At 74.6% G+C, this 20,272-nt stretch carries 14 protein-coding genes; 11 read left to right on the top strand and 3 right to left on the bottom strand.

Annotated features, from left to right (window positions below):
- Nucleotides 1-75: 75 nt before the first annotated feature.
- The 4 genes from ACIGWZ_RS17615 to ACIGWZ_RS17600 are packed head-to-tail and all read left to right on the top strand — an operon-like array spanning nt 76 to nt 6,957.
- A complete protein-coding gene (locus tag ACIGWZ_RS17615) occupies nt 76-1,203 on the top strand; it encodes a glycosyltransferase family 4 protein (RefSeq protein ID WP_400065503.1) in 1,128 nt (375 codons plus the stop codon).
- Nucleotides 1,200-2,453: a glycosyltransferase gene (locus ACIGWZ_RS17610; protein ID WP_400065501.1), complete on the top strand. Its 1,254-nt coding sequence runs from the start codon at nt 1,200-1,202 to the stop codon at nt 2,451-2,453. The genes ACIGWZ_RS17615 and ACIGWZ_RS17610 overlap by 4 nt, the downstream gene beginning before the upstream one ends.
- A gap of 2 nt (nt 2,454-2,455) precedes the next feature.
- Entirely contained in the window at nt 2,456-3,319 is an 864-nt protein-coding gene (locus ACIGWZ_RS17605) for an SGNH/GDSL hydrolase family protein (protein WP_400065499.1), read from the top strand.
- Complete coding sequence (locus ACIGWZ_RS17600; RefSeq protein WP_400065497.1) at nt 3,316-6,957, top strand: hydantoinase B/oxoprolinase family protein; 3,642 nt, start codon at nt 3,316-3,318, stop codon at nt 6,955-6,957. Before ACIGWZ_RS17605 ends, ACIGWZ_RS17600 begins: the two co-directional genes overlap by 4 nt.
- On the opposite strand, the gene ACIGWZ_RS17595 is transcribed toward ACIGWZ_RS17600, so the two are convergent.
- Genes ACIGWZ_RS17595 through ACIGWZ_RS17585 form a run of 3 tightly spaced genes read right to left on the bottom strand, consistent with a single transcriptional unit; the run spans nt 6,954 to nt 9,312 of the window.
- Nucleotides 6,954-7,871 carry a biotin-dependent carboxyltransferase family protein gene (locus tag ACIGWZ_RS17595; protein ID WP_400065495.1) on the bottom strand — a complete coding sequence of 306 codons (918 nt, stop codon included), beginning with the start codon at nt 7,869-7,871 and terminating at the stop codon, nt 6,954-6,956. The genes ACIGWZ_RS17600 and ACIGWZ_RS17595 overlap by 4 nt on opposite strands.
- Nucleotides 7,868-8,527 (bottom strand): allophanate hydrolase subunit 1, encoded by a 660-nt coding sequence (locus ACIGWZ_RS17590; RefSeq protein WP_400065493.1) that lies wholly within the window; start codon nt 8,525-8,527, stop codon nt 7,868-7,870. The genes ACIGWZ_RS17595 and ACIGWZ_RS17590 overlap by 4 nt, the downstream gene beginning before the upstream one ends.
- Nucleotides 8,524-9,312 carry a LamB/YcsF family protein gene (locus ACIGWZ_RS17585; protein ID WP_400065491.1) on the bottom strand — a complete coding sequence of 263 codons (789 nt, stop codon included), beginning with the start codon at nt 9,310-9,312 and terminating at the stop codon, nt 8,524-8,526. The genes ACIGWZ_RS17590 and ACIGWZ_RS17585 overlap by 4 nt, the downstream gene beginning before the upstream one ends.
- A gap of 142 nt (nt 9,313-9,454) precedes the next feature.
- Here ACIGWZ_RS17585 and ACIGWZ_RS17580 point away from each other — a divergent pair, with 142 nt between their 5' ends.
- The 7 genes from ACIGWZ_RS17580 to ACIGWZ_RS17550 all read left to right on the top strand — a co-directional run bounded on the left by ACIGWZ_RS17580 (nt 9,455) and on the right by ACIGWZ_RS17550 (nt 20,267).
- Complete coding sequence (locus ACIGWZ_RS17580; RefSeq protein ID WP_400065489.1) at nt 9,455-10,198, top strand: GntR family transcriptional regulator; 744 nt, start codon at nt 9,455-9,457, stop codon at nt 10,196-10,198.
- Between the two features lie 114 nt (nt 10,199-10,312).
- Nucleotides 10,313-11,023: a DUF969 domain-containing protein gene (locus ACIGWZ_RS17575; protein WP_400065487.1), complete on the top strand. Its 711-nt coding sequence runs from the start codon at nt 10,313-10,315 to the stop codon at nt 11,021-11,023.
- Nucleotides 11,020-11,988: a DUF979 domain-containing protein gene (locus tag ACIGWZ_RS17570; RefSeq protein ID WP_400065485.1), complete on the top strand. Its 969-nt coding sequence runs from the start codon at nt 11,020-11,022 to the stop codon at nt 11,986-11,988. Before ACIGWZ_RS17575 ends, ACIGWZ_RS17570 begins: the two co-directional genes overlap by 4 nt.
- A gap of 19 nt (nt 11,989-12,007) precedes the next feature.
- Nucleotides 12,008-12,652 (top strand): pyroglutamyl-peptidase I, encoded by a 645-nt coding sequence (pcp, locus tag ACIGWZ_RS17565; RefSeq protein ID WP_400065483.1) that lies wholly within the window; start codon nt 12,008-12,010, stop codon nt 12,650-12,652.
- Nucleotides 12,653-12,851: 199 nt separating this feature from the next.
- Nucleotides 12,852-14,390 (top strand): hypothetical protein, encoded by a 1,539-nt coding sequence (locus tag ACIGWZ_RS17560; RefSeq protein WP_400065481.1) that lies wholly within the window; start codon nt 12,852-12,854, stop codon nt 14,388-14,390.
- A gap of 211 nt (nt 14,391-14,601) precedes the next feature.
- On the top strand, nt 14,602-15,477 hold the full coding sequence (locus ACIGWZ_RS17555; protein WP_400066440.1) for a hypothetical protein: 876 nt from the start codon (nt 14,602-14,604) through the stop codon (nt 15,475-15,477).
- Nucleotides 15,478-15,563: 86 nt separating this feature from the next.
- Nucleotides 15,564-20,267, top strand: coding sequence for a hypothetical protein (locus ACIGWZ_RS17550; RefSeq protein WP_400065479.1), 4,704 nt, complete (start codon nt 15,564-15,566; stop codon nt 20,265-20,267).
- Nucleotides 20,268-20,272 lie beyond the last annotated feature (5 nt).

Raw genomic sequence — 20,272 nt, 5'->3', positions numbered from 1 at the left:
AACGCTCATGGGACGTTCCCCGGCTGGAAAGATCCCCTTGGCCCGGTCCACGCACGGCGCGTCGAGAACATCGGTATGCGTGTCGTCATCGTCACCGAATCCTTCCCGCCCGATGTCAACGGCGTCGCACACTGCGCCCTGGAAACCGCCCGGCACCTCGTCCGGCGCGGCCACGATCCGCTGGTCATCGCGCCGCTCGGCGGACATGAACCGGCGGTCGCGGCCGTCGAGAGCCCCTGCCCGGTCGTCCGGGTGCCCTCCGTGCCTCTGCCCGGCTATCCGCAGGTGCGGATCGCGCTGCCGGGGCGAAGACTGTCCGCCGCGCTCGCCGCGCACCGGCCGGATGTGGTGCACCTTGCGAGCCCCTTCGTACTCGGCGCCCGCGGGATGGCGGCGGCGGCCCGGCAAGGGGTGCCCGCGATCGCCGTCTACCAGACCGATCTGGGCCGCTATGCCCGCACCTACCTGGGCGGCGGCGCGGCGACGGCCTGGCGGCGGATCCGGGCGGTGCACGCGGCCGCCGACCGGACGCTCGCGCCCTCCAGTGCGGCGCTGCTGGATCTGACCGAGCACGGCGTGCCGCGGGTCCATCTGTGGCCCCGCGGGGTCGACGCCGCACGCTTTCACCCCGGGCGGCGCGACGCGGTGCTGCGTGGCTCGCTGGCAGCGGGGCGCGAGCTGCTCGTGGGGTACGTGGGACGGCTGGCCCCGGAGAAGGACGTCCGGCTGCTGGCCGAGACCTCCCGGCTGCCCGGCGTACGCACCGTCGTCATCGGCGACGGCCCCAGCGGCCCCGGGCTACGCGCCGCGCTCCCCGAGGTGCGCTTCCTGGGCCGCCGTACGGGTGATGAACTCGCCCGGCTCTACGCCTCGTTGGATATTTTCGTGCATACCGGGCCGTATGAGACGTTCTGTCAAACCGTGCAGGAGGCGATGGCCTCCGGAGTGCCCGTGGTCGCGCCGCGCGCGGGCGGGCCGCTCGACCTGGTGGACCACGGCCGGACCGGGCTGCTGGTGACGCCGGGCGACGGCGGAGCGGTGCGGGACGCGGTGCGGCTGCTCGGACGCAGCGCCGAGCTGCGCATCCGGTACGGCGCGGCGGCCCGCGCGGCCGTCGAGGACCGCACCTGGGAGGCCGTGGGCGACCAGCTCCTCGGCCATTACGAGGATGTGCTCGCCGGCCGGCCGGCGGTGGCGGCATGAGCAGCAGCACGAGCGACGGCATACGGGGCGGCACGAGTGCCCGCCGGGAGCGCGGGGCGGGGCTGCGGATCGTCCGGGTCGCCAATTTCGTCACCCCGGCCTCGGGCGGGCTGCGCACCGCGCTGCGCGAGCTCGGCGCGGGCTATGCGGCCGCCGGGCACGATCCGGTGCTCATCGTGCCGGGCGCGGGACACGGGACGTCCGACGAGCTCACCGAGCAGGGGCGGGTGATCACTCTGCCGGGGCCCGCGGTGCCCGGCACCGGGGGCTATCGGGTGCTGGCCGACCGGCATCTGCTGCGGCGGGTGCTGCGGGCGCTGGACCCCGACCGGCTGGAGGTCTCCGACCGTACGACGCTGCGCTGGACGGGCGAGTGGGCGCGGCGGGCCCGGGTGCCCGCGGTGATGGTCTCGCACGAGAGCGTGGACGGGGTGCTGCGGACCTGGGGCGTGCCGCAGCCGCTCGCCCGCGCCGCCGCGGACCGCCTCAACTCCCGTACGGCGCACGCCTACAGCCGCATCGTGTGCACCACCGAATGGGCGGCGGCGGAGTTCACCCGGGCCGGGGCGCGCAATGTGGTGCGGGCGCCGCTCGGCGTCGATCTCGCCGCCTGGCACCCGGACTGCCGCAGTGCGGAGCTGCGGCGGCGGTGTGCGGGCCGGGCCGCCGTCCTGATGGTGATGTGCTCCCGGCTGTCGCCCGAGAAGCGGCCGGGGCGGGCGCTGGACGCGCTGGCGGAGCTGCGCCGGCGGGGCGTGGACGCGGCGCTGGTGGTGGCCGGTGACGGGCCGCTGCGGGCGCGCCTGGAGGCCCGGGCACGGGCGGAGCGGCTGCCCGCGGCGTTCCTCGGGCATGTCGCCGACCGCGCCCACCTCGCCGCGCTCCAGGCCAGCGCCGACCTGACGCTGGCGCCGGGCCCGGCCGAGACCTTCGGCCTGGCCGCCCTGGAGGCGCTCGCCTGCGGCACTCCCGTGGTCGCCAGCGCCGCCTCCGCGCTGGCCGGGCTGGTCGCCGGCGGTGGCGACACGGCGCTCGACGACGGTCCCTCGTTCGCCGACGCCGTCCAACGGGTCCTGGCCCGACCCGAACCCGCCCGCCGCACCGCCGCCCGGCAGCGCGCCGAGGGGTACGGCTGGCGGCCCGCCGTCGAGGCCTTCCTCGCCGCGCACGACGCGCACGACGCGCCCGCGCCACGCGGCCGGGCGGGCGTCCTGCCCACGTCGCCGGTGCGTCCTCGGGGCGGGTGGTGAGCATGCGACGGTCCGGCTTCGCCGCGCTCGGCGACTCGCTCACCGAGGGCCTGGGGGACCCCGTACCCGGCGGCGGCTGGCGCGGATGGGCGGCGCTGCTCGCGGCGTCGGTGGGGGAGCGGCCGGGGAGCGAACCGCTGGTGAACCTGGCGTACAGCGGGGCGCTGGCCGCCGAGGTGGCCGAGCGGCAGCTGCCCGCGGCGCGGCGGCTCGCGCCGCGCTACGCCTCGCTCGTCGTCGGTGCGAACGACACCTTGCGGGCCGCCTTCGCCATAGAGCGGGTCGCCGCCGCCCTCGATCTTGCGCACCGCACGCTCAGCGCCGACGGGGCCGTGGTCCTGACCGCGTGTCTGCCCGACCCGGGGCGGATGCTGGGGCTGCCCGCGCCGCTGGCCCGCCCGCTCGCCCGGCGGATGCGCGCCGTGAACACCGTCGTCCACGCGGTGTCCGGCCGCTACGGCGGGATCCATCTGCACCTCGCCGACCATGCCTGGGTCGCCGACCGCGCCAGCTGGAGCGTGGACCGGCTGCATCCCAGCGAGCGCGGCCACCGGCTGCTGGCCCGCGGTTTCCACGCGGCGCTGGCCGCCGCCGGGCATGCCGTGGGGCCGCCGCCCGCGCTCACCCTCGACGGGCCGCCGCCGACCCGTACCGGGTCCGCCTGGTGGATGGCCACCCGCGGCACCCGCTGGGTCGCCGACCGGTGCACCGATCTGCTGCCCGGCCTGCTCGCGCTGGCGCTCCAGGAATGCCGGCACGGCCTGGCCGGTTCCGGACGGCTCCTCGATGCCACCGCCGAACGCGCCACGCGCGCCGCGCTCGCCGCCCTTCCGGATCCGAAGGGCGCTGCGACAATGGCCGGATGACCGGACGGTGGGAGTTCTGGATCGACCGCGGCGGCACCTTCACGGATGTCATCGGCAGGCGGCCGGACGGCCGTCTCGTCACCCACAAGCTGCTCTCGCACCACCCCGAGCGCTACCGGGACGCCGCGGTGGCCGGAATCCGGATGATGCTGGGGCTGGGTCCGGACGAACCGGTGCCCGCCGAGCGGGTCTCCGTCGTCAAGATGGGCACCACCGTCGCCACCAACGCCCTGCTGGAGCGTACGGGCGAGCCGACGGTGCTGCTCATCACCGAGGGATTCCGGGACGCGCTGCGCATCGCCTACCAGAACCGGCCCCGGATCTTCGACCGCCGGATCGTGCTGCCCGAGGCGCTCTACGAGCGGGTGATCGAGGTGCCCGAGCGGATCGACGCGCACGGCGGGACCGTACGGCCGCTGGACGCCGACGCGGTCCGCGAGGCGCTGATCCGGGCCCGCGCGGACGGGCTGCGCAGCGCCGCCGTCGTCCTGTTGCACGGCTACCGCCACGCCGCTCACGAGAAGGCCGTCGCCGAACTGGCCCGGCGGGCGGGCTTTGCGCAGGTGAGCTGTTCGCACGAGGTCAGCCCGCTGATGAAGGTCGTGCCGCGCGGCGACACGACCGTCGTCGACGCCTATCTCTCGCCGATCCTGGGACGGTACGTCGACGAGATCGCCGCCCAACTCCCCTGCATCCGGCTGATGTTCCTGCAGTCCAACGGCGGGCTGCGGGAGGCCGAGCACTTCCGCGGCAAGGACGCGGTGCTGTCCGGGCCCGCGGGCGGCGTCGTCGGCATGGTCCGCGCCGCCGAGGACGCCGGGGGCCACGACCGGGTGATCGGCTTCGACATGGGCGGCACCTCCACCGATGTGTCCCACTACGCCGGGGAGTTCGAGCGGGTCTTCGGCAACGAGGTCGCGGGTGTGCGGATGCGCTCCCCGATGATGAACATCCACACCGTCGCGGCCGGCGGGGGCTCCGTGCTGCACTTCGACGGACGCCGCTACCGCGTCGGCCCCGACTCGGCCGGCGCCGTCCCGGGGCCGGCCTGCTACCGGCGCGGCGGCCCGCTGACCGTCACGGACGCCAATGTGATGCTCGGCCGTATCCAGCCCGACCACTTCCCCGCGGTGTTCGGCCCGGACGGCGACCGGCCGCTGGACGCCGAGGCCGTCCGCAGCCGGTTCGAGGAGCTGGCCGCGCGCGCCGCGGCCGCCACCGGGGACGATCGCGGCCCCGAGGACGTCGCCGCCGGCTTCCTGGACATCGCCGTGCTCAACATGGCCAACGCGGTCAAGAAGATCTCCGTCCAGCGCGGCCACGACATCACCCGCTACGCCCTCACCAGCTTCGGCGGCGCGGGCGGCCAGCACGCCTGCGCGGTCGCCGACGCGCTGGGCATCGGCACGGTGCTCGTACCGCCGCTGGCCGGCGTCCTGTCCGCGTACGGCATCGGGGTCGCCGACGCCACCGCGATGCGCGAAGCGGCCGTCGAGGCGGAATTCGGGCAGCCCGGGGCCATCGACCGGGTGCACGAGACGTGCGAGAACCTCGCCGGGCAGACCCGGCGCGAGCTGCTCGACGACGGCGTGCCCGAGGAGAGCATCACCACCCGGGCACGGGTACTCGTCCGCTACGCCGGGACCGACGCCACCATCAGCGTCCGGCTGGCCGACGCCGCCACCATGGCCGCCGACTTCGACCGGGCCCACCGCGCCCGCTACGCCTTCACCATGGACAAGCCGCTGGTGGCCGAGGCCGTGTCGGTCGAGGCGATCGGCGCGGCCGGCGGCGCCGCCGGCCACGAGGTCCGCTTCACCGAACGGTCCGGCGAGCTGCGGCCCCTCACCACCGTTGGGATGTATGCGCAGGGGCGCCGGCAGGACACCCGGCTCCACCGGCGCACCGATCTGCGCCCCGGCGACTCCCTCACCGGCCCGGCGATCATCGCCGAGGAGGACGCCACCACCGTTGTCGACCCGGGCTGGCGGGCGGCCGTGGGCGAGCGCGGCCACCTGCTGCTGACGCGGGTACGGGAGCGCGGCGGCCCGGCGGCGGTGGGCACCGAGGCCGACCCCGTGATGCTGGAGGTCTTCAACAGCCTCTTCATGGCCATCGCCGAGCAGATGGGCGTCCGCCTGGAGAACACCGCGCACTCCGTCAACATCAAGGAGCGCCTCGACTTCTCCTGTGCGCTGTTCGACGCCGACGGCAATCTGATCGCCAATGCCCCGCACATTCCCGTGCACCTGGGCTCGATGGGGGAGTCCATCAAGGAAGTGCTGCGGCGCCGCGGCGACGACATGCGGCCCGGCGACGTCTACGCGATCAACGATCCCTACCACGGCGGCACCCACCTTCCCGACGTCACGGTCGTCACCCCCGTCTTCGCAACGCCCCGTGATTCCACCGCTCCTGACTCCGTAACGCACAGTGACGAGCTGTTGTTCCTCGTCGCCTCCCGCGGCCACCACGCCGAGATCGGCGGCATCACCCCGGGCTCGATGCCCGCCTTCAGCAGCACCATCCAGGAGGAGGGGATCCTCTTCGACAACTGGCTGCTGGTGCGCGGCGGCGAGCTGCGCGAACGCGAGACCCGCGAACTGCTCGCCTCCGGCCCGTACCCCTCCCGCGCCCCGGACGCCAACATCGCCGATCTGCGGGCCCAGATCGCCGCGAACGAGAAGGGCATCGAGGAACTGCGGCGGATGACCGAGCAGTTCGGTCTGGACGTCGTACGGGCCTACATGGGCCACGTCCAGGACAACGCCGAGGAGTCCGTGCGGCGGATCATCGCCGGACTGTCGGACGGCTCCTGCCGCTACGAGACCGACAGCGGGGCCGAGATCCATGTCGCGCTGAGAGTCGACCGCGCGGCCCGCAGCGCCGTACTGGACTTCGCCGGGACCTCACCCCAGCAGCCCGGCAACGCCAACGCACCCAGCTCCGTGGTCATGGCCGCGGTGCTGTACGTCTTCCGCACCCTGGTCGCCGAGGACATCCCGCTCAACAGCGGCTGCCTCAAGCCCGTCGAGGTCCGCATCCCGCCGGGCTCGATGCTCGCCCCACAATTCCCGGCGGCCACCGTGGCGGGCAACGTGGAGACCTCCCAGGCGGTCACCGGCGCCCTCTACGCGGCGCTCGGCATCCAGGCCGAGGGGTCGGGCACCATGAACAACCTCACCTTCGGCAACGACCGGGTGCAGTACTACGAGACCGTGGCCAGCGGTTCCGGCGCGGGCGACGGCTTCGACGGCGCGGACGCCGTACAGACCCATATGACCAACTCCCGGCTGACCGACCCCGAGGTGCTGGAGTGGCGCTACCCCGTCCGCGTCGACGGCTTCGCCATCCGCAGCGGCAGCGGCGGGAGCGGGCGCTGGCACGGGGGCTGCGGAGCCGAACGCCGGCTGCGCTTCCTGGAGCCGATGACGGTGGCCCTGCTGAGCAATCACCGCAGGGTCGCGCCGTACGGGATGGCGGGTGGCGCGCCCGGCTCGCTGGGCGTCAACACCGTGGAGCGGGCGGACGGTTCGCGCGAGGTGCTGCGGGGCTGCGACGTGGCGGACCTGGGGGTGGACGATGTGCTGGTGATCCGCACACCGGGCGGCGGCGGGTACGGGGCGGTGGACGGCTAGGGCGCTTCCGCGGGCGCCGGCGCGGCGGCCGCGGCGCGCGAGGACACTCCCTGGCGCAGGCGGGTGAACCGGACCGGCGTCCCCGGTACGGCCTGGGCGGCGGACGCGAGGAAGCGCTCGGGGACCACGCCGACGACCGGATAGCCGCCGGTGGTCGGATGGTCGTGCAGGAACAGCACCGGCAGGCCGTTGGGCGGGACCTGGAGGGCGCCCAACGGCATGCCCTCGCTGGGGAGTTCGCCGGAGCGGGCGCGCTCGAGGGGCGTGCCCTCGGTGCGCAGGCCGATGCGGTTGCTGGCGGAGGAGACCAGGAAACGGCCGGTGGTGAGGGTGTGCAGGCCGCGGTCGGTGAACCAGGTGTCGCGGGGGCCGGGGAGGAAGGGGAGCAGCAGTTCCGTCGCCGGGCCGGCGTGCGGGATGGCGTCGGCGGCGGCCGGTGGGGCGTACGGGTGCCCGAGGGGGAGCACCGTGGCTTCGGTGAGCGGGGCGGGACCGAGCCCGGACAGCAGGTCCGTGGCGCGGCTGCCCAGCACCGGATCGGCCTCGATGCCGCCGCCGAAGGCGAGATACCCGCGCAGGCCGTGGGTGGCGGGCCCGGCATCCAGGACGGCGCCCGCCGGGACGCGGACCGGGGCGCCCCAGGGGGCGGGACGGCCGTCGACCGTCACTGGGCAGGGGGCGCCGGTGACCGCGACGGTGGTGGCCGCGCGTACCCGTACGGCGCAGCCCGTCAGGGTCGTCTCCAGGGTGGCAGCCGACTCGGGGTTGCCCACCAGGCGGTTGGCGAGGCGGTGCGCGGGCTCGTCGAGGGCGCCGGACCGCGGTACGCCCAGGTGGGCGTGGCCGGGCCGGCCGAGGTCCTGGACGGTGGTGAGCGCTCCGGCCCGGACGACCGAGAGGGCGCGGTCGGTCATCGGGCGGCCTCCTGGACGTACGGGGTGTGCGGGGCGGCGGGGCCGTCCTGGGGGACGAAGCGGACGCGGCTGCCGGGGGCGAGCAGGGCCGCGGGCTCGCGGGCGGGGTCCCACAGGACGGCGTCGGTAGTGCCGATCAGCCGCCAGCCGCCGGGGGAGGAGCGGGGGTAGACGCCGGTGTAGGGGCCGGCGAGCGCCACCGCGCCGACCGGGACCCGGGTGCGGGGCGTGTCGCGGCGCGGTACGTGCAGCGTCCTGGGCAGGCCGGTCAGATAGCCGAAGCCGGGCGCGAAGCCGCAGAAGGCGACGCGGAAGGCGGTGCCGGAGTGCAGCCGGACGACCTCGTCGGGGGTGACGTCCCACAGGGCGGCGACCTCGGCGAGGTCGGGGCCGTCGTAGCGGACCGGGATCTCGAGGGTGGGGCGGTCGCCGGCCGTCAGAGGCGGGATATCCCATGTCGGGAGCTCCGCGAGGAGGCCGCGGGGGTCGGCGAGGCCGTCGAGGAAGACCGTGCGGGCGGCCGGCACGATCTCGCCCACCGGCGGCAGCGTGCCGTCGGCGGCGCGGCGCAGCAGCTCGGCGTGCAGCTCTTCGACCTCGTCGGCGCTGTCCAGCTCGATGAGGAGCCCGTGCTCGCCGACGGGCAGCGGCCTCATGCAGCGCTCCCGACGAAGCTGCGGATCTGCACGCCGGCCGCGGCCAGTTCGCGGCGCACCCGCCGGGCGAGGCCGGCCGCGCCGGGCGTGTCGCCGTGCAGGCACAGCGAGCGGGCCGTGATCGCGATCTCCTGGCCGTCGACGGAGGTGACGGCGCGGTCGCGGGCCATGCCCAGGGCGCGCTTGACGACCTCGTCCGGGTCGTGGACGACGGCGCCCGGCTCGCGGCGCGGGACGAGGGTGCCCTCGGCGGTGTAGGCGCGGTCGGCGAACGCCTCGCCGACGACGGGGAGCCGGGCGTCCCGGGCGGCCCGGTGCAGCCGGGAGCCCGCCAGTCCCAGGACGGGCAGCGTGCCGCCCGCGGCGCGGATGCCGGCGACGACGGCGGCCGCCTGGTCCTCGTCGTGCACACAGCGGTTGTAGAGCGCGCCGTGCGGTTTGACATAGCCGACGCGGGCACCGGCGGCGCGCGCAAAGACCTCCAACGCGCCGATCTGGTAGGTGATTTCGTCGGCCAGTTCCTCCGGCGGCACATCCATCGCGCGGCGGCCGAAGCCGGCCAGATCGCGGTAGGAGACCTGGGCGCCGACGACCACGCCGCGTGCGGCGGCCAGCTCGCAGACCCGGCGCATGGTGGACGGGTCGCCGGCGTGGAAGCCGCAGGCGACGTTCGCGCTGGTGACGACGGACAGCAGGGCGTCGTCGTCGGTGAGCTGCCAGCGGCCGAAGCCCTCCCCGAGGTCGGCGTTGAGGTCGATAACGGGAGGGGCCGCCGGGTCACTCATGTGGGTCCGTTCCGTGGTGCGCACGTACAAGGGAGACGGTCAACGTACTGGATCGTTGAACGATCCGACAAGAGGTGTGTTGTTTCGTCCTTGCATCTGGGATTGACTTCCGCCGAGACGACAGCGGAGAGCGGGGAGCGCAATGGCCGGCGGAGTGGCGAAGAGCGATCAGCGGCGGCTGACCGAGGTCAGGGGCCTGGAAGCGGACCGCGCCCTGCTCGGGCGCGCCAGCACCGCCGAGCGGGTCGCCGACATCCTGCGGGACCGGATCACCGAGGGCTTCTTCCCGCCCGGTGCCCGGCTGTCGGAGGAGAGCATCGGCGGCGCGCTGGGCGTCTCGCGCAACACGCTGCGCGAGGCGTTCCGGCTGCTGACGCACGAGCGGCTTCTGGAGCACCGGCTCAACCGCGGGGTGTTCGTGCGGGTCGTGACCGTCGAGGACCTGAACGACATCTTCCGGGTGCGCATGATCGTGGAGAGCGCGGCGGTGCGGGGGCTGGGGAAGGGGCCGTACGACGCCGGGGTGAGCGAGGCGATCGGGGCCATCGACGCGGCGGTGCGGGCCGGCGAGAAGGCTGCCGCGGGCCGCGCCTGGGCGGACCTTTCGACCGCAAACCTCCGTTTTCACCAGGCCATCGTCGCCCTGGCGGGCAGCCCGCGCACCGATGAGCTGATGCGCAACGTCCTGGCCGAACTGCGGCTGGTCTTCCACGTCATGGACGATCCCCAGCGCTTCTACGCGCCGTATCTGGTCCGCAACCGGCAGATCGCGGACGCGCTGCTGGCGGGTGAGGCCGCCGAGGCGGAGCGGCTGCTGCTGGCGTACCTGGAGGACTCGCGCGGCCAGTTGTCGGGGGCGTACGCCCAGCGCATCGCGGAGGGATGACGGGCGCCGCGAGTTCGCTCCCGCAGACCCCTTGTCGGATCGTTGAACAATCGCCTAGCCTCCTCGACATTCTCCTCACCGCCCGTGGGGTCCCTGTACGCGGAAGGCGGACCCATGATTGTGCTGCTCGGCGTGCTCGTGGTGGTGGTCGGCTTCGCCACGAAACGCAATCCCCTCCTGGTCGTCGGGGTGGCCGGTATCGTCACCGGGTTCCTCGGCGGGCTCTCGCCCGGCAAGGTGCTGGCCGCCTTCGGCGACGGCTTCGCCAACAGCCGGGCGGTGACGATCTTCGCCATCACCCTCCCGGTCATCGGCCTCCTGGAGCGCTACGGCCTCCAGGAGCAGGCCCGCAACGTCATCGCCCGGTTCGCCAAGCTCACCACCGGACGGTTCCTCACCCTCTACCTGGGCCTGCGGCAGATCGGTGCCGCGGTCGGCCTGAACAACGTCTTCGGCCCCGCCCAGACCGTCCGCCCGCTCGCCGTACCGATGGCCGAGGGCGCCGCCGAGCGCAAGTACGGCCAACTCCCGGAGCGCGCGCGGGAGAAGATCAGGTCGTTCGCCGCCAGCGCGGACAACGTCGGGCTGTTCTTCGGTGAGGACGTCTTCCTGGCCGTCGGCTCGATCCTGCTGATCACCGGCTTCGTCAACACCTCCTACGGCACCCACCTCGAGCCGCTGCAGCTCGCACTGTGGGCGATTCCGACCGCGGTGTGCGCCTTCGTCGTCCACGGCTGGCGACTGCTGCGGCTGGACCGCCAGTTGGAGCGCGAACTGCGCACCGCCAACGCCCCCTCCGGCGCCGCAGTGGAGGCAGCCCAGTGATCAAGGCAGAGTGGTTCTACTGGCTGGTCGGCCTCAGTTTCCTTGTGATGGCCGCCCAGATGTTCACCGACCGCAGCAACCCCAAGCGCTGGGGCACCGGCACCTTCTGGGGCCTGATCGGCGCGGGATTCGTCTACAGCAGCTGGGTGGTCACCAAACAGGCGCCCGCCGAGCCACTGGGCGTCGCGGTGCTCGTCATGGCCGTTCTGGCGGGCTTCGGATTCACCGGGCGCGGCACCCCGCGTACCAGCACCCCGAAGGAGCGCGCGGCCAGTGCACTCCGGCTCGGCAACAAGCTCTTCGTCCCCGCGCTCACCATCCCCCTCGTCGCGATGGTCTGCGCGATCGGCGTCAAGCACCTGTCCTTCGGGGGTGAACCCGTCCTCCAGGAAGGCAGCGAGACCATTCTGGGCCTGGGCCTGGGCGCCGTCGTCGCCCTGGTGGTCGGCATGATCATGCTGCGCGAGAAGCGGATATCGGTGCCCGTGCAGTCCGGCCGCTCCATGCTGGAGGCGATGGGCTGGGCGATGCTGCTGCCGCAGATGCTCGCCACGCTGGGCGCCATCTTCCAGGTCTCGGGCGTCGGCACCCAGGTGGGCAGGATCGCCACCTCCGTGCTGCCCAAGGACTCGCTCGTCGTCGCGGTCGTCGTCTACTGCGTGGGCATGTTCCTGTTCACCCTCATCATGGGCAACGCTTTCGCCGCCTTCCCGGTGATGACCGCCGCCGTCGGCTGGCCGGTCCTGATCGGCCACTTCCACGGCAACCCCGCCGCCGTCCTGGCCATCGGCATGCTCGCCGGATTCTGCGGCACCCTCGTGACCCCGATGGCCGCCAACTTCAACATCGTCCCGGCGGCCCTGCTGGAACTCAAGGACCGCTACGGGCCCATCAAGGCCCAGCTGCCGACCGCCGGCGTGCTGCTCGGCTGCAACATCGTCTTCATGTCCCTGTTCGCCTTCTGAGCACGTCGAGGACCCCGATATGACCCGGGTACTGCTGACCGGATTCGAGCCGTTCGACGGCGAGACGGTCAATCCCTCCTGGCAAGCGGCCCGCGCCGCGGCGGACGCACCGCCCGCCGGCCTCGAGGTGTCCGCCGTGGAACTGCCCTGTGTCTACGGCACCTCACTGACCGCCCTGCGCGTCGCGCTCGAGGTCACCCGCCCCGACATCGTGGTGTGCGTCGGCCAGGCGGGCGGCCGCCCCGACATCACCGTCGAACGCGTCGCCATCAATATGGACGATGCTCGCATTCCGGATGTCGCGGGCGCCGAGCCGGTCGACGAGCCGATCGTGCCCGGCGGCCCCGCCGCGTACTTCTCCAGTCTGCCGATCAAGGCCTGCGTGGCGGCGGTCCGCGCGGCGGGGGTGCCCGCCTCGGTCTCCAACACCGCGGGCACCTTCGTCTGCAACCACGTCTTCTACGGGCTCGCCCACCTCATCGCCACCGAACTGCCCGGCGTACGGGGCGGCTTCGTGCACGTCCCGTACGCGCCGGAGCAGGTCGTCGGCAAGGCCCAGCCGTCGCTGTCCGTCGGGTCGATGGCGCGGGCGCTGAGGGAGATCGCGGCGACGGCCGCGCGTACCCGTACGGACATCCGTGTCGCGGAGGGGGCGACGCATTGAGGGCGGGGGTGGGGCGGGGGCGCGCAACGGGGGCGCCGTAGACTGGCGCGTCGGTCGGAGTGCCGCTGCGCGGGTGCGTCTGCGGCGTCCGGCGGGCGGCTTCGTCAACAGGCCCGGTGGCGGTTCCACCAGCGGTCCTTCGCGGTGCGGAACCGCGCCGTTTCGTCCGTTGTCAGTGCGAGCGCCTACTCTGTCCGACGTGACTTTTTCCGCCCCGGGGGCCGCTGCACCCCAGCTCAACGGGCCGGCCCGGCCCGCGCCGGGCCCGGCCGCCGACGAAGGCCTGGCCCGTCGGCTGCGCGCCTTGGCGTGCACGGCGCCGCTGCACGACCTCGACGCGCGCAAGGCCAATCTCGCGGGCGAGTACAGCGGCTATGCGATGGCGGAGGTGGCGCTCGCCGTCATCGATCTCGTCACGCTCAACATGGACTTCGACACCGGTGCCGATCACGAAGAGATAGTGGCGAAGGTGCTCCCGCGGGTCGCCGCCCAGGCCCCGCGGCGCCCCCAGGGCGAGCACGAGCGGGTGGCCCGCTGGGTGCTGGAGAACCTGATCAACGTCGGCAGCGTGGACCGCGGCTTCCGGGCCGTCTACGGCACGTTCACCACCGACGGCGAGTACGTCCGCCGCGACTACGACTTCAAGCTCATCGAGGAGGTCCCGGGCCCCGGCGGCACGGTCTACCTCCGGGCCACCGACGAGGCGGTCAACGTCCTGGTCGGCGCCCTCGACACGGATGTCACCAGCGCCCAGATCGCCGCCGAGGTCAAGCTCGAGGTGCTGATCAACCGCGGCCGGCTGGCCGACGCCCAGCTCGCCGCCGAGCAGGCCCGCTACCGCACCGTGCAGTACGCCGAGACCCTGCGCAGAACGCTCGACGCCACGCGGCGCAACGTCCGCGCCGTCGACTGGCTGCAGACCGTCCCGGACATGATCGCCGAGGCGCTGGACCATGTCGCGGACCGCTACCGCCACGAGAACGCCATCCTCACCAACATCCGCAAGGCCCGTGACGAGGCCGAGGCGGTCGACCAGAAGACCGGCGAGCACAAGCGGCGCGCCGCCGAGCTCGTCGACATCGTCAAGGACTGCATCCGGCGGCACACCCAGCTCCAGTCCCGGCTGCTGGAGGCCGGTCCGCTGTTCCGCGCCGAGCAGGACCGGCAGGCCTTCGCCACCCCGACCGCGCGTTCCGGCCTCGATCTCTACGGCCAGCTGGTCGCCCCGCTGCTGCCGCTGCCCGCCGAGCGCGCCATCCGTGTCACCGACGCGTTCTTCGCCCACGGCACGGGCCTGCGCACCCCCTCGGCGGTCCGGGTCGGCGACCTCGTCGAGGTGCTGCTCACCCCGCCCCTGGAGCGCGAGCACCTCGGCGCCGAGATGCCCGAGCCCGATCTGGTGGCCACGCCCGACGACAGCCGCTTCAGCGAGGAGCAGCTGGACGCCGCGATGGCACTGCTCGATCTGCCCGCCGATGCGCCCCGCCGGCTCTCCGGGCTGCTGGCCGATGCGCGCCGCCAGGATCCCGAACTTCCTTACCTGGTGGCCCTGTTGGCGGTGCACGCCGCCAGCCCCCCGGTCGGCACGGCCTACCGTCAGGGCGAGTCGCAGCTGCTCTTCGCCGTCGACGACGGTACGGAGCTGGCCGACCCCGAGTTCGGCGGCGCCGACCTCATCGTCGGCACGGCCCTGCTGGACGCGGCCGGTATGGCCGCCGACCGCTCGGAGGCGGCCTGATGACCCCGAGCCGTCCGCCCTCGGGCCGTCCGCGCTCGAACTCGGTGTCCCCGGGCCCGGTGCCCGCGGGCCCGCCGTCCCCGTGCCGCCGGATTCCGCGGCCGTCCATCCGCCCGGCCGTCCGGACCCCGCACAAGGAGCTTCAACCGTGACCGAGTCCATTGGGTACACCGCCGCCGACCAGGTGGTGCCGGAGTCCCTGGGCGATGCCGTGTCCTGGGGCGGGCCCGTGGACGAGGCGCCGGCGCCGGCCGCCCCCGCGTCCCTGACCCCGGCGGACGCTGCGGACGCCGCCCGGCTGGTCTCCTTCGGGCTCCAGCCCAAGCTGCTGCCCGCCCGCGACGCCGAGTACGCCGAGCTGCTGCGCCGCTATCGGGACGAGCCCGCCTTCGCCCGGCTCGCCGACGCGGTCGCCACGGGGCTGGGCCTGGTCGTCCTGGAGGTCTCCACCCGCGCCGGGATGGCCGTCACCGCCGCCGAGGACTCCGTCTTCGCCGTACGGATGGGCGACTACGCCCGGCGCGCCTCCGCCGACTCCGCCGACCGCTTCCTGCACGGCCTGGCCCATCTCGCGGTGGCCGCGCTGGCGTTCCCGCGTCCCGAGGACCTCGCCGACGACGGCTACATCGGCCGCATCACCGTCAACGGCGTCGACGCGTTCGTCCGCCAGGCGTGCCGCCGCCTGGAGGAGCGCGCCGAGCAGGACGGCGAGAACACCGACCCGGTCAGCGACGCCCCGGGCCTGGAGTCCGCCTGGCGGGTCTACGCGCGGCGCAGCGCGACCGGCGCCACCAAGGACGCCCGGCGGCTGGCCGGTTCGACCACGGGCATCATCGCCAAGGCCGTCACCTTCCTCGTCGACTCCGGTTTCCTCCAGCGCACCGGCGACGACGCCGGCGGCGCGTACCGCACCACCGCCCGCTATCAGCTCCAGGTCCGCGACATGGCCGGCAGCGCCGCCATGGCCGAGCTGCTGGAGCTGGGAGTGGTTCCCGTCGCCGACGGCAGCGGTTCCCTGCTGCCCGGCGAGGACACCGACGACCTCGACCTGGTCTCCGATGCGGGACTGCCCTTCCACTCCGGCTGACCGCCCGCCACCACCGCCGTACGACCGCCGTTCCGTCCGCCCGACCACCGCCCGACCACCGACCGACACCACAACGAGAGTCCGCCATGTACGAGCTGTCCCGGGTCCGCCTCTACTCCATCGGGCCCGCCGGTGCGCGCTATGCCGACACCGTGCTGGACCTGCGCGGAGTCGGCGCGCCCGTGCCCCGACCGGCCCCGGCCCAGGCGGACTTCTTCGAGGACGAGCCGGTCGGCCCGCCGCGCCGCCCGGCCCCGGCCGGCGTGCTCTTCCTGGAGAACGGCGGCGGCAAGTCCGTCCTGCTCAAGCTGATCTTCTCGGTGATGCTGCCCGGCCACCGCAACACCCTGGGCGGCGCCAGCTCCGGCGTGCTGCGCAAGTTCCTGCTCGCCGACGACTGCGGGCATGTCGCCCTGGAGTGGCAGCACGTCCTGACCGGCGAGAGCATCGTCGTCGGCAAGGTCAGCGAATGGCGCGGCCGCCAGGTCTCCAACGACCCCCGGAAGTTCGCCGAGGCCTGGTACAGCTTCCGGCCGGGCCCGGGGATGAGTCTGGACTCCCTCCCGGTGGCCGAGGCCACCATCGTCCGCCCCCGCCAGGAGAACGGCGAGGGCGCCTCCGGGGCCCAGGGCCGGCGCCGCACGATGAAGGGCTTCCGCGACGTCCTCACCGAGGCCGGGAAGAACTACCCGAATCTGGACGTGGTGTGGGAGGAGATCCACGAACGGTGGAACGAGCACCTCGGCGTGCTCGGGCTGGACCCGGAGCTGTTCCGCTACCAGCGGGAGATGAACGCCGACGAGGGCGAGGCGGCCGGGCTGTTCGCCGTCAAGAACGACTCCGACTTCACCGATCTGCTGCTGCGGGCCGTCACCGACACCCGCGACACCGACGGTCTCGCCGACCTGGTGCACGGCTTCGCCCACAAGCTCGGCCGGCGCGCCGAGCTGACCGCCGAGCGGGACTTCACCGCCGGGTCGCTGGATCTGCTGTCGCGGATCGCCGAGTCCGCCGAGCAGCGCGAGCGCGCCCGCGAGGTGCACGCCGGGGCCGAGCGCCGCACCCGGGGCCTGGCCCAGCGGCTGCACGCGCGCGGCACGGTGGAGCGCGGCCGGGCCGCCGAGCTCGCCGAACAGCTGGCCGCCGCGGCGCACCGCGTCACCGACGCCGAGGGCAGCCGCGAGCGCCGCGCCCTGGTCTCCGCCGAACTCGCCTACCGCCACGCCTCGTTGGCGCTGGCCGCGGCCGAGAAGGGCGCCGCCGCGCAGCGCCGTGAGCTGAACGACGCCCGTACGCTGCACAGCGCCTGGCAGGCCGCCGAGATCGCGCTGCGGCACCGCGCCGCCGCCGATCGCTCCGCGCGGGTCGCCGCCGCCATCCGGGAGGCCGAGCGGGACGCCGCCCCGGCGCTCGCCGCCCGGGCCACCGCCGCCACCGACCTCGTGCGCGCCCTGCACTCCGCCGCCGAGGCGGGCGAGGGGATCGCCAACGAGGAAGAGGAACGATCCGCCGCTCTCCAGGAGGCCGGCGAATCGGCGCACCGCGACGCCACCGCCGCCGCCACCCACGCCCAGCGGGCCCGCAGCGAGGCGGATCACCTCAAGCAGCGTCTTGCCGAGGTCGCCCAGGAGACCGCCGAGGCCGTTCGGGCCGGCTGGCTGGACGACTCCGCCCCGGACGCCGACCCGGCGCGCGCCGCGCTCGCCGCCTCCGACGCGGAGAAGACCGAGGTGGCGGCCTGGGAGGCGGCCCGCGAGACCGCCCGGCAGGCCACCGACCGGGCCCGGGAGGCCGCGGCCCGGCACTCCGCCGCGGAGCTGGCGGCGGCCCGCGCCGAGGACGCCGCGCAGGCCGCGGAGCGGGCGTACGACGCCGAGCGCCGCGCCGCCGGGTCGATCGGGTCCGAGCGGCGGCTCGCCGACCTCCTCGGACTTCCCGAGGCGCCGCCTGTTGCGCTGCCCGGCCCCCGTACGGCCGACGCCGGTACGGACGGCAGCGATCCCGCCGGGCCGCTGACCGCCGAGGATCTGGACCGCAGTGCCGAGGCGCTGCGTGAGCTGCTCGACGAGGGCGTGGCCGCGGCCGAGCGGCAGCTGTTCGACCTGCGGACGGCCGCCGCCGACGATTCCCGGATCCTGGGCGCGCTGGGCGACGGCGGGCTGCTGCCGCCGGGACCCGATGTGCTGGCGGCCGTGGAGTACTTGGGCGAGCACGGCGTCCCGGCGCTGCCCGGCTGGCGCTATCTCGCCCAGTCCGTCGACCCGGCCGACCACGCCCGGGTGCTCGCCGCCCGCCCCGAGCTGGTCGACGGCGTGATCATCACCGATCCCGACACCCATGCGCGGGCCCGCGAGGTGCTCTCCCAGGCCGCGTTGCTGCCCCGCTCCGCGGTCGCCGTCGGCACGGCCGCCGCCCTGCTCGCGCCCACTCCGGCCGCCGATGCCCAGGATTCCGGCGTCTTCCTCGTCCCGCCGAACCCCGCGATGCACGACGAATCGGCGGCGGACGAGGAGCGGCAGGCGCTGCGCAGCCGCGCCGCCGAGCGCGACGAGGAGATCCGCCGGCTCGCCGCCCGGCTCGCCGGGGACCGTGCGCTGGCCGCACGGCTCGCGTCGTGGCGTACGGGCTGCCCGGAGGGCCGGCTCGCCGAGCTGGCCGCCGCGGCGGCGGGGACCCGTACGGCCGCCGATGAGGCGGCGGCCGAGCTGGCCGAGGCCCGCACGGTCCGTGGGGAGGCGGACGAGGTCGCCGCCGAGGCCACCGGGGTGCGCGAGGAGCGGCAGGAGGCCGCGCAGCGCGCCCGCCGCGCCGCCGACCTGCTGGCCGGGCTCGCCCACCGGCTGCGCGAGCGTGCCACGTGGCAGTCCCGGCTGCGTGAGCTGGCCGATGAGGCGGCCGAGTTCGAGGCCCGCGCCGAGGAGTGCGTGGACCGTGCGCGGGCCGCCGACGAGGACCGCCGGGCCGCCCAGCGCGCCGCCGACGACGCCCGCCGCACGGCCCGCGCGCTGCGCGCCGAGCGGGCCGAGATCGCCGGCGTACCGGACGACATCGGCGACGCCCCCGAAGGCGCGAACACCTCCCTGCCCGCGCTGCGCGAGGCCTACCGCGCCGCCTCGCAGCTCTACGAAAAGGTCGGCGTCGGCGCCGATCTGCGCGCCGAACAGGCCCGCGCCGAGGGTGACGAGTCCGCGGCCCTGGCCGAGCTGAACCGCCTCACCAACAAGGTCCGTACCCGGGCCGAGGCGCTCCTGCAGAGCCCGGACGCCGCCGACGGCCCGTCCCGGCAGGCCGCCGCGGCGCGCGCCGAATCGCTCGTCCAGATGCTGGAGACCCGCGCCTCGGCCGCCAGCGAGCAGCTCGGCCGGCTGCGCGGCGAGGCGGAGCGGCTGGCGCCCGGTGACGGGGAGGCGCACACCGAGCTTCCCGACGAGCTGGTTCCCGGCGACGCCGACCGGGCCAAGGAGCTGCTGCGCACCGCCAACGCCGAACTGGCCACCGCCGCCGAGGCGTTGGAGGCCGCCCGGGCGCGGCACGAGGAGCTGCTGCGCGGCCATCGCGCCGCCGAGGACGCGGCCGGCGGCTTCGACGAGACCGCCGCCCTGCTGCGCGATCTGCTCCGGGACCACCAGAACGCCGAGGGCGCCGCGGACGCGGCGAACGGCGAGATCGAGCCGTACGCCGGGCGGCTGGCGGAGGCCCGGCAGGCCGCGGCCGAGTCCCGGCGTTCGCTGCGCGGCTGCGCCGCCGATCTCTCGGCCGCCGATGGCGCGGTCCGCGAGGCCTCCGACATTCTGGTACGGCACGCCAACTCCACCCGCTACGAGCAGGTCCGCACCCCCGCCCGGCAGCAGATCCGCGAACTGCCCGCAGCGGCCCTGCCCGACCATGCGACGAAGTGGGCGGAGGCCTTCGCGCCCCGGCTGCGGGTGCTCACCGACGAGCTGGCGCAGCTGGAGCGCAACCGCGATTCCATCGTCGACCGGCTGCGCGGCCTGGTGGAGTCGTCGCTGACGACGCTGCGTTCCGCGCAGCGGCTGTCCCGGCTGCCCGAGGGGCTGGGGGAGTGGTCGGGCCAGGAGTTCCTGCGGATCCGTTTCGAGGACCCCGATCAGGCCACGCTCACCGAGCGGCTGGGCGAGGTCATCGACGAGGCGACGCGTTCGGCGGTGAAGAAGAACAGCGATCTGCGGCGGGACGGGATGTCCCTGCTGCTGCGCGGGGTCGGCGCGGCGCTGCTGCCGCGCGGCGTGGCGGTGGAGATCCTCAAGCCGGACGCGGTGCTGCGCGCCGAGCGGGTGCCCGTCGGGCAGATGGGCGATGTCTTCTCCGGTGGCCAGCTGCTGACCGCCGCCATCGCCCTGTACTGCACGATGGCGGCGCTGCGCAGCAACGACCGGGGCCGCGACAAGCAGCGGCACGCCGGCACGCTGTTCCTCGACAACCCCATCGGCCGGGCCAACGCCACGTATCTGCTGGAGCTCCAGCGCGCCGTCGCCGATGCGCTGGGCGTCCAGCTGCTTTATACGACCGGTCTTTTCGACACCACCGCGCTCGCGGAGTTCCCGCTGGTCATCCGGCTGCGGAACGACGCGGACCTGCGCGCCGGGCTGAAGTACATCAGCGTCGAGGAGCATCTGCGGCCGGGCCTGCCGCAGCAGGACCCGGGCGGGGAGGCGGTGCACGGCCAGATCACGGCGACGCGGATGTACCGCCGCCCGGACGAGGCGCCGCAGGTGCCCGCCCAGCAGGAGACGGGGCAGGAGGACGCGCCGGGCGGCGCCGCGGACTGACGGGG

Origin of the sequence: Streptomyces sp. NPDC053427 (genome assembly GCF_044544985.1) — a bacterium.
Taxonomy (GTDB): Bacteria; Actinomycetota; Actinomycetes; order Streptomycetales; family Streptomycetaceae; genus Streptomyces.
This window is presented reverse-complemented; position numbering and strand designations above follow the sequence as displayed.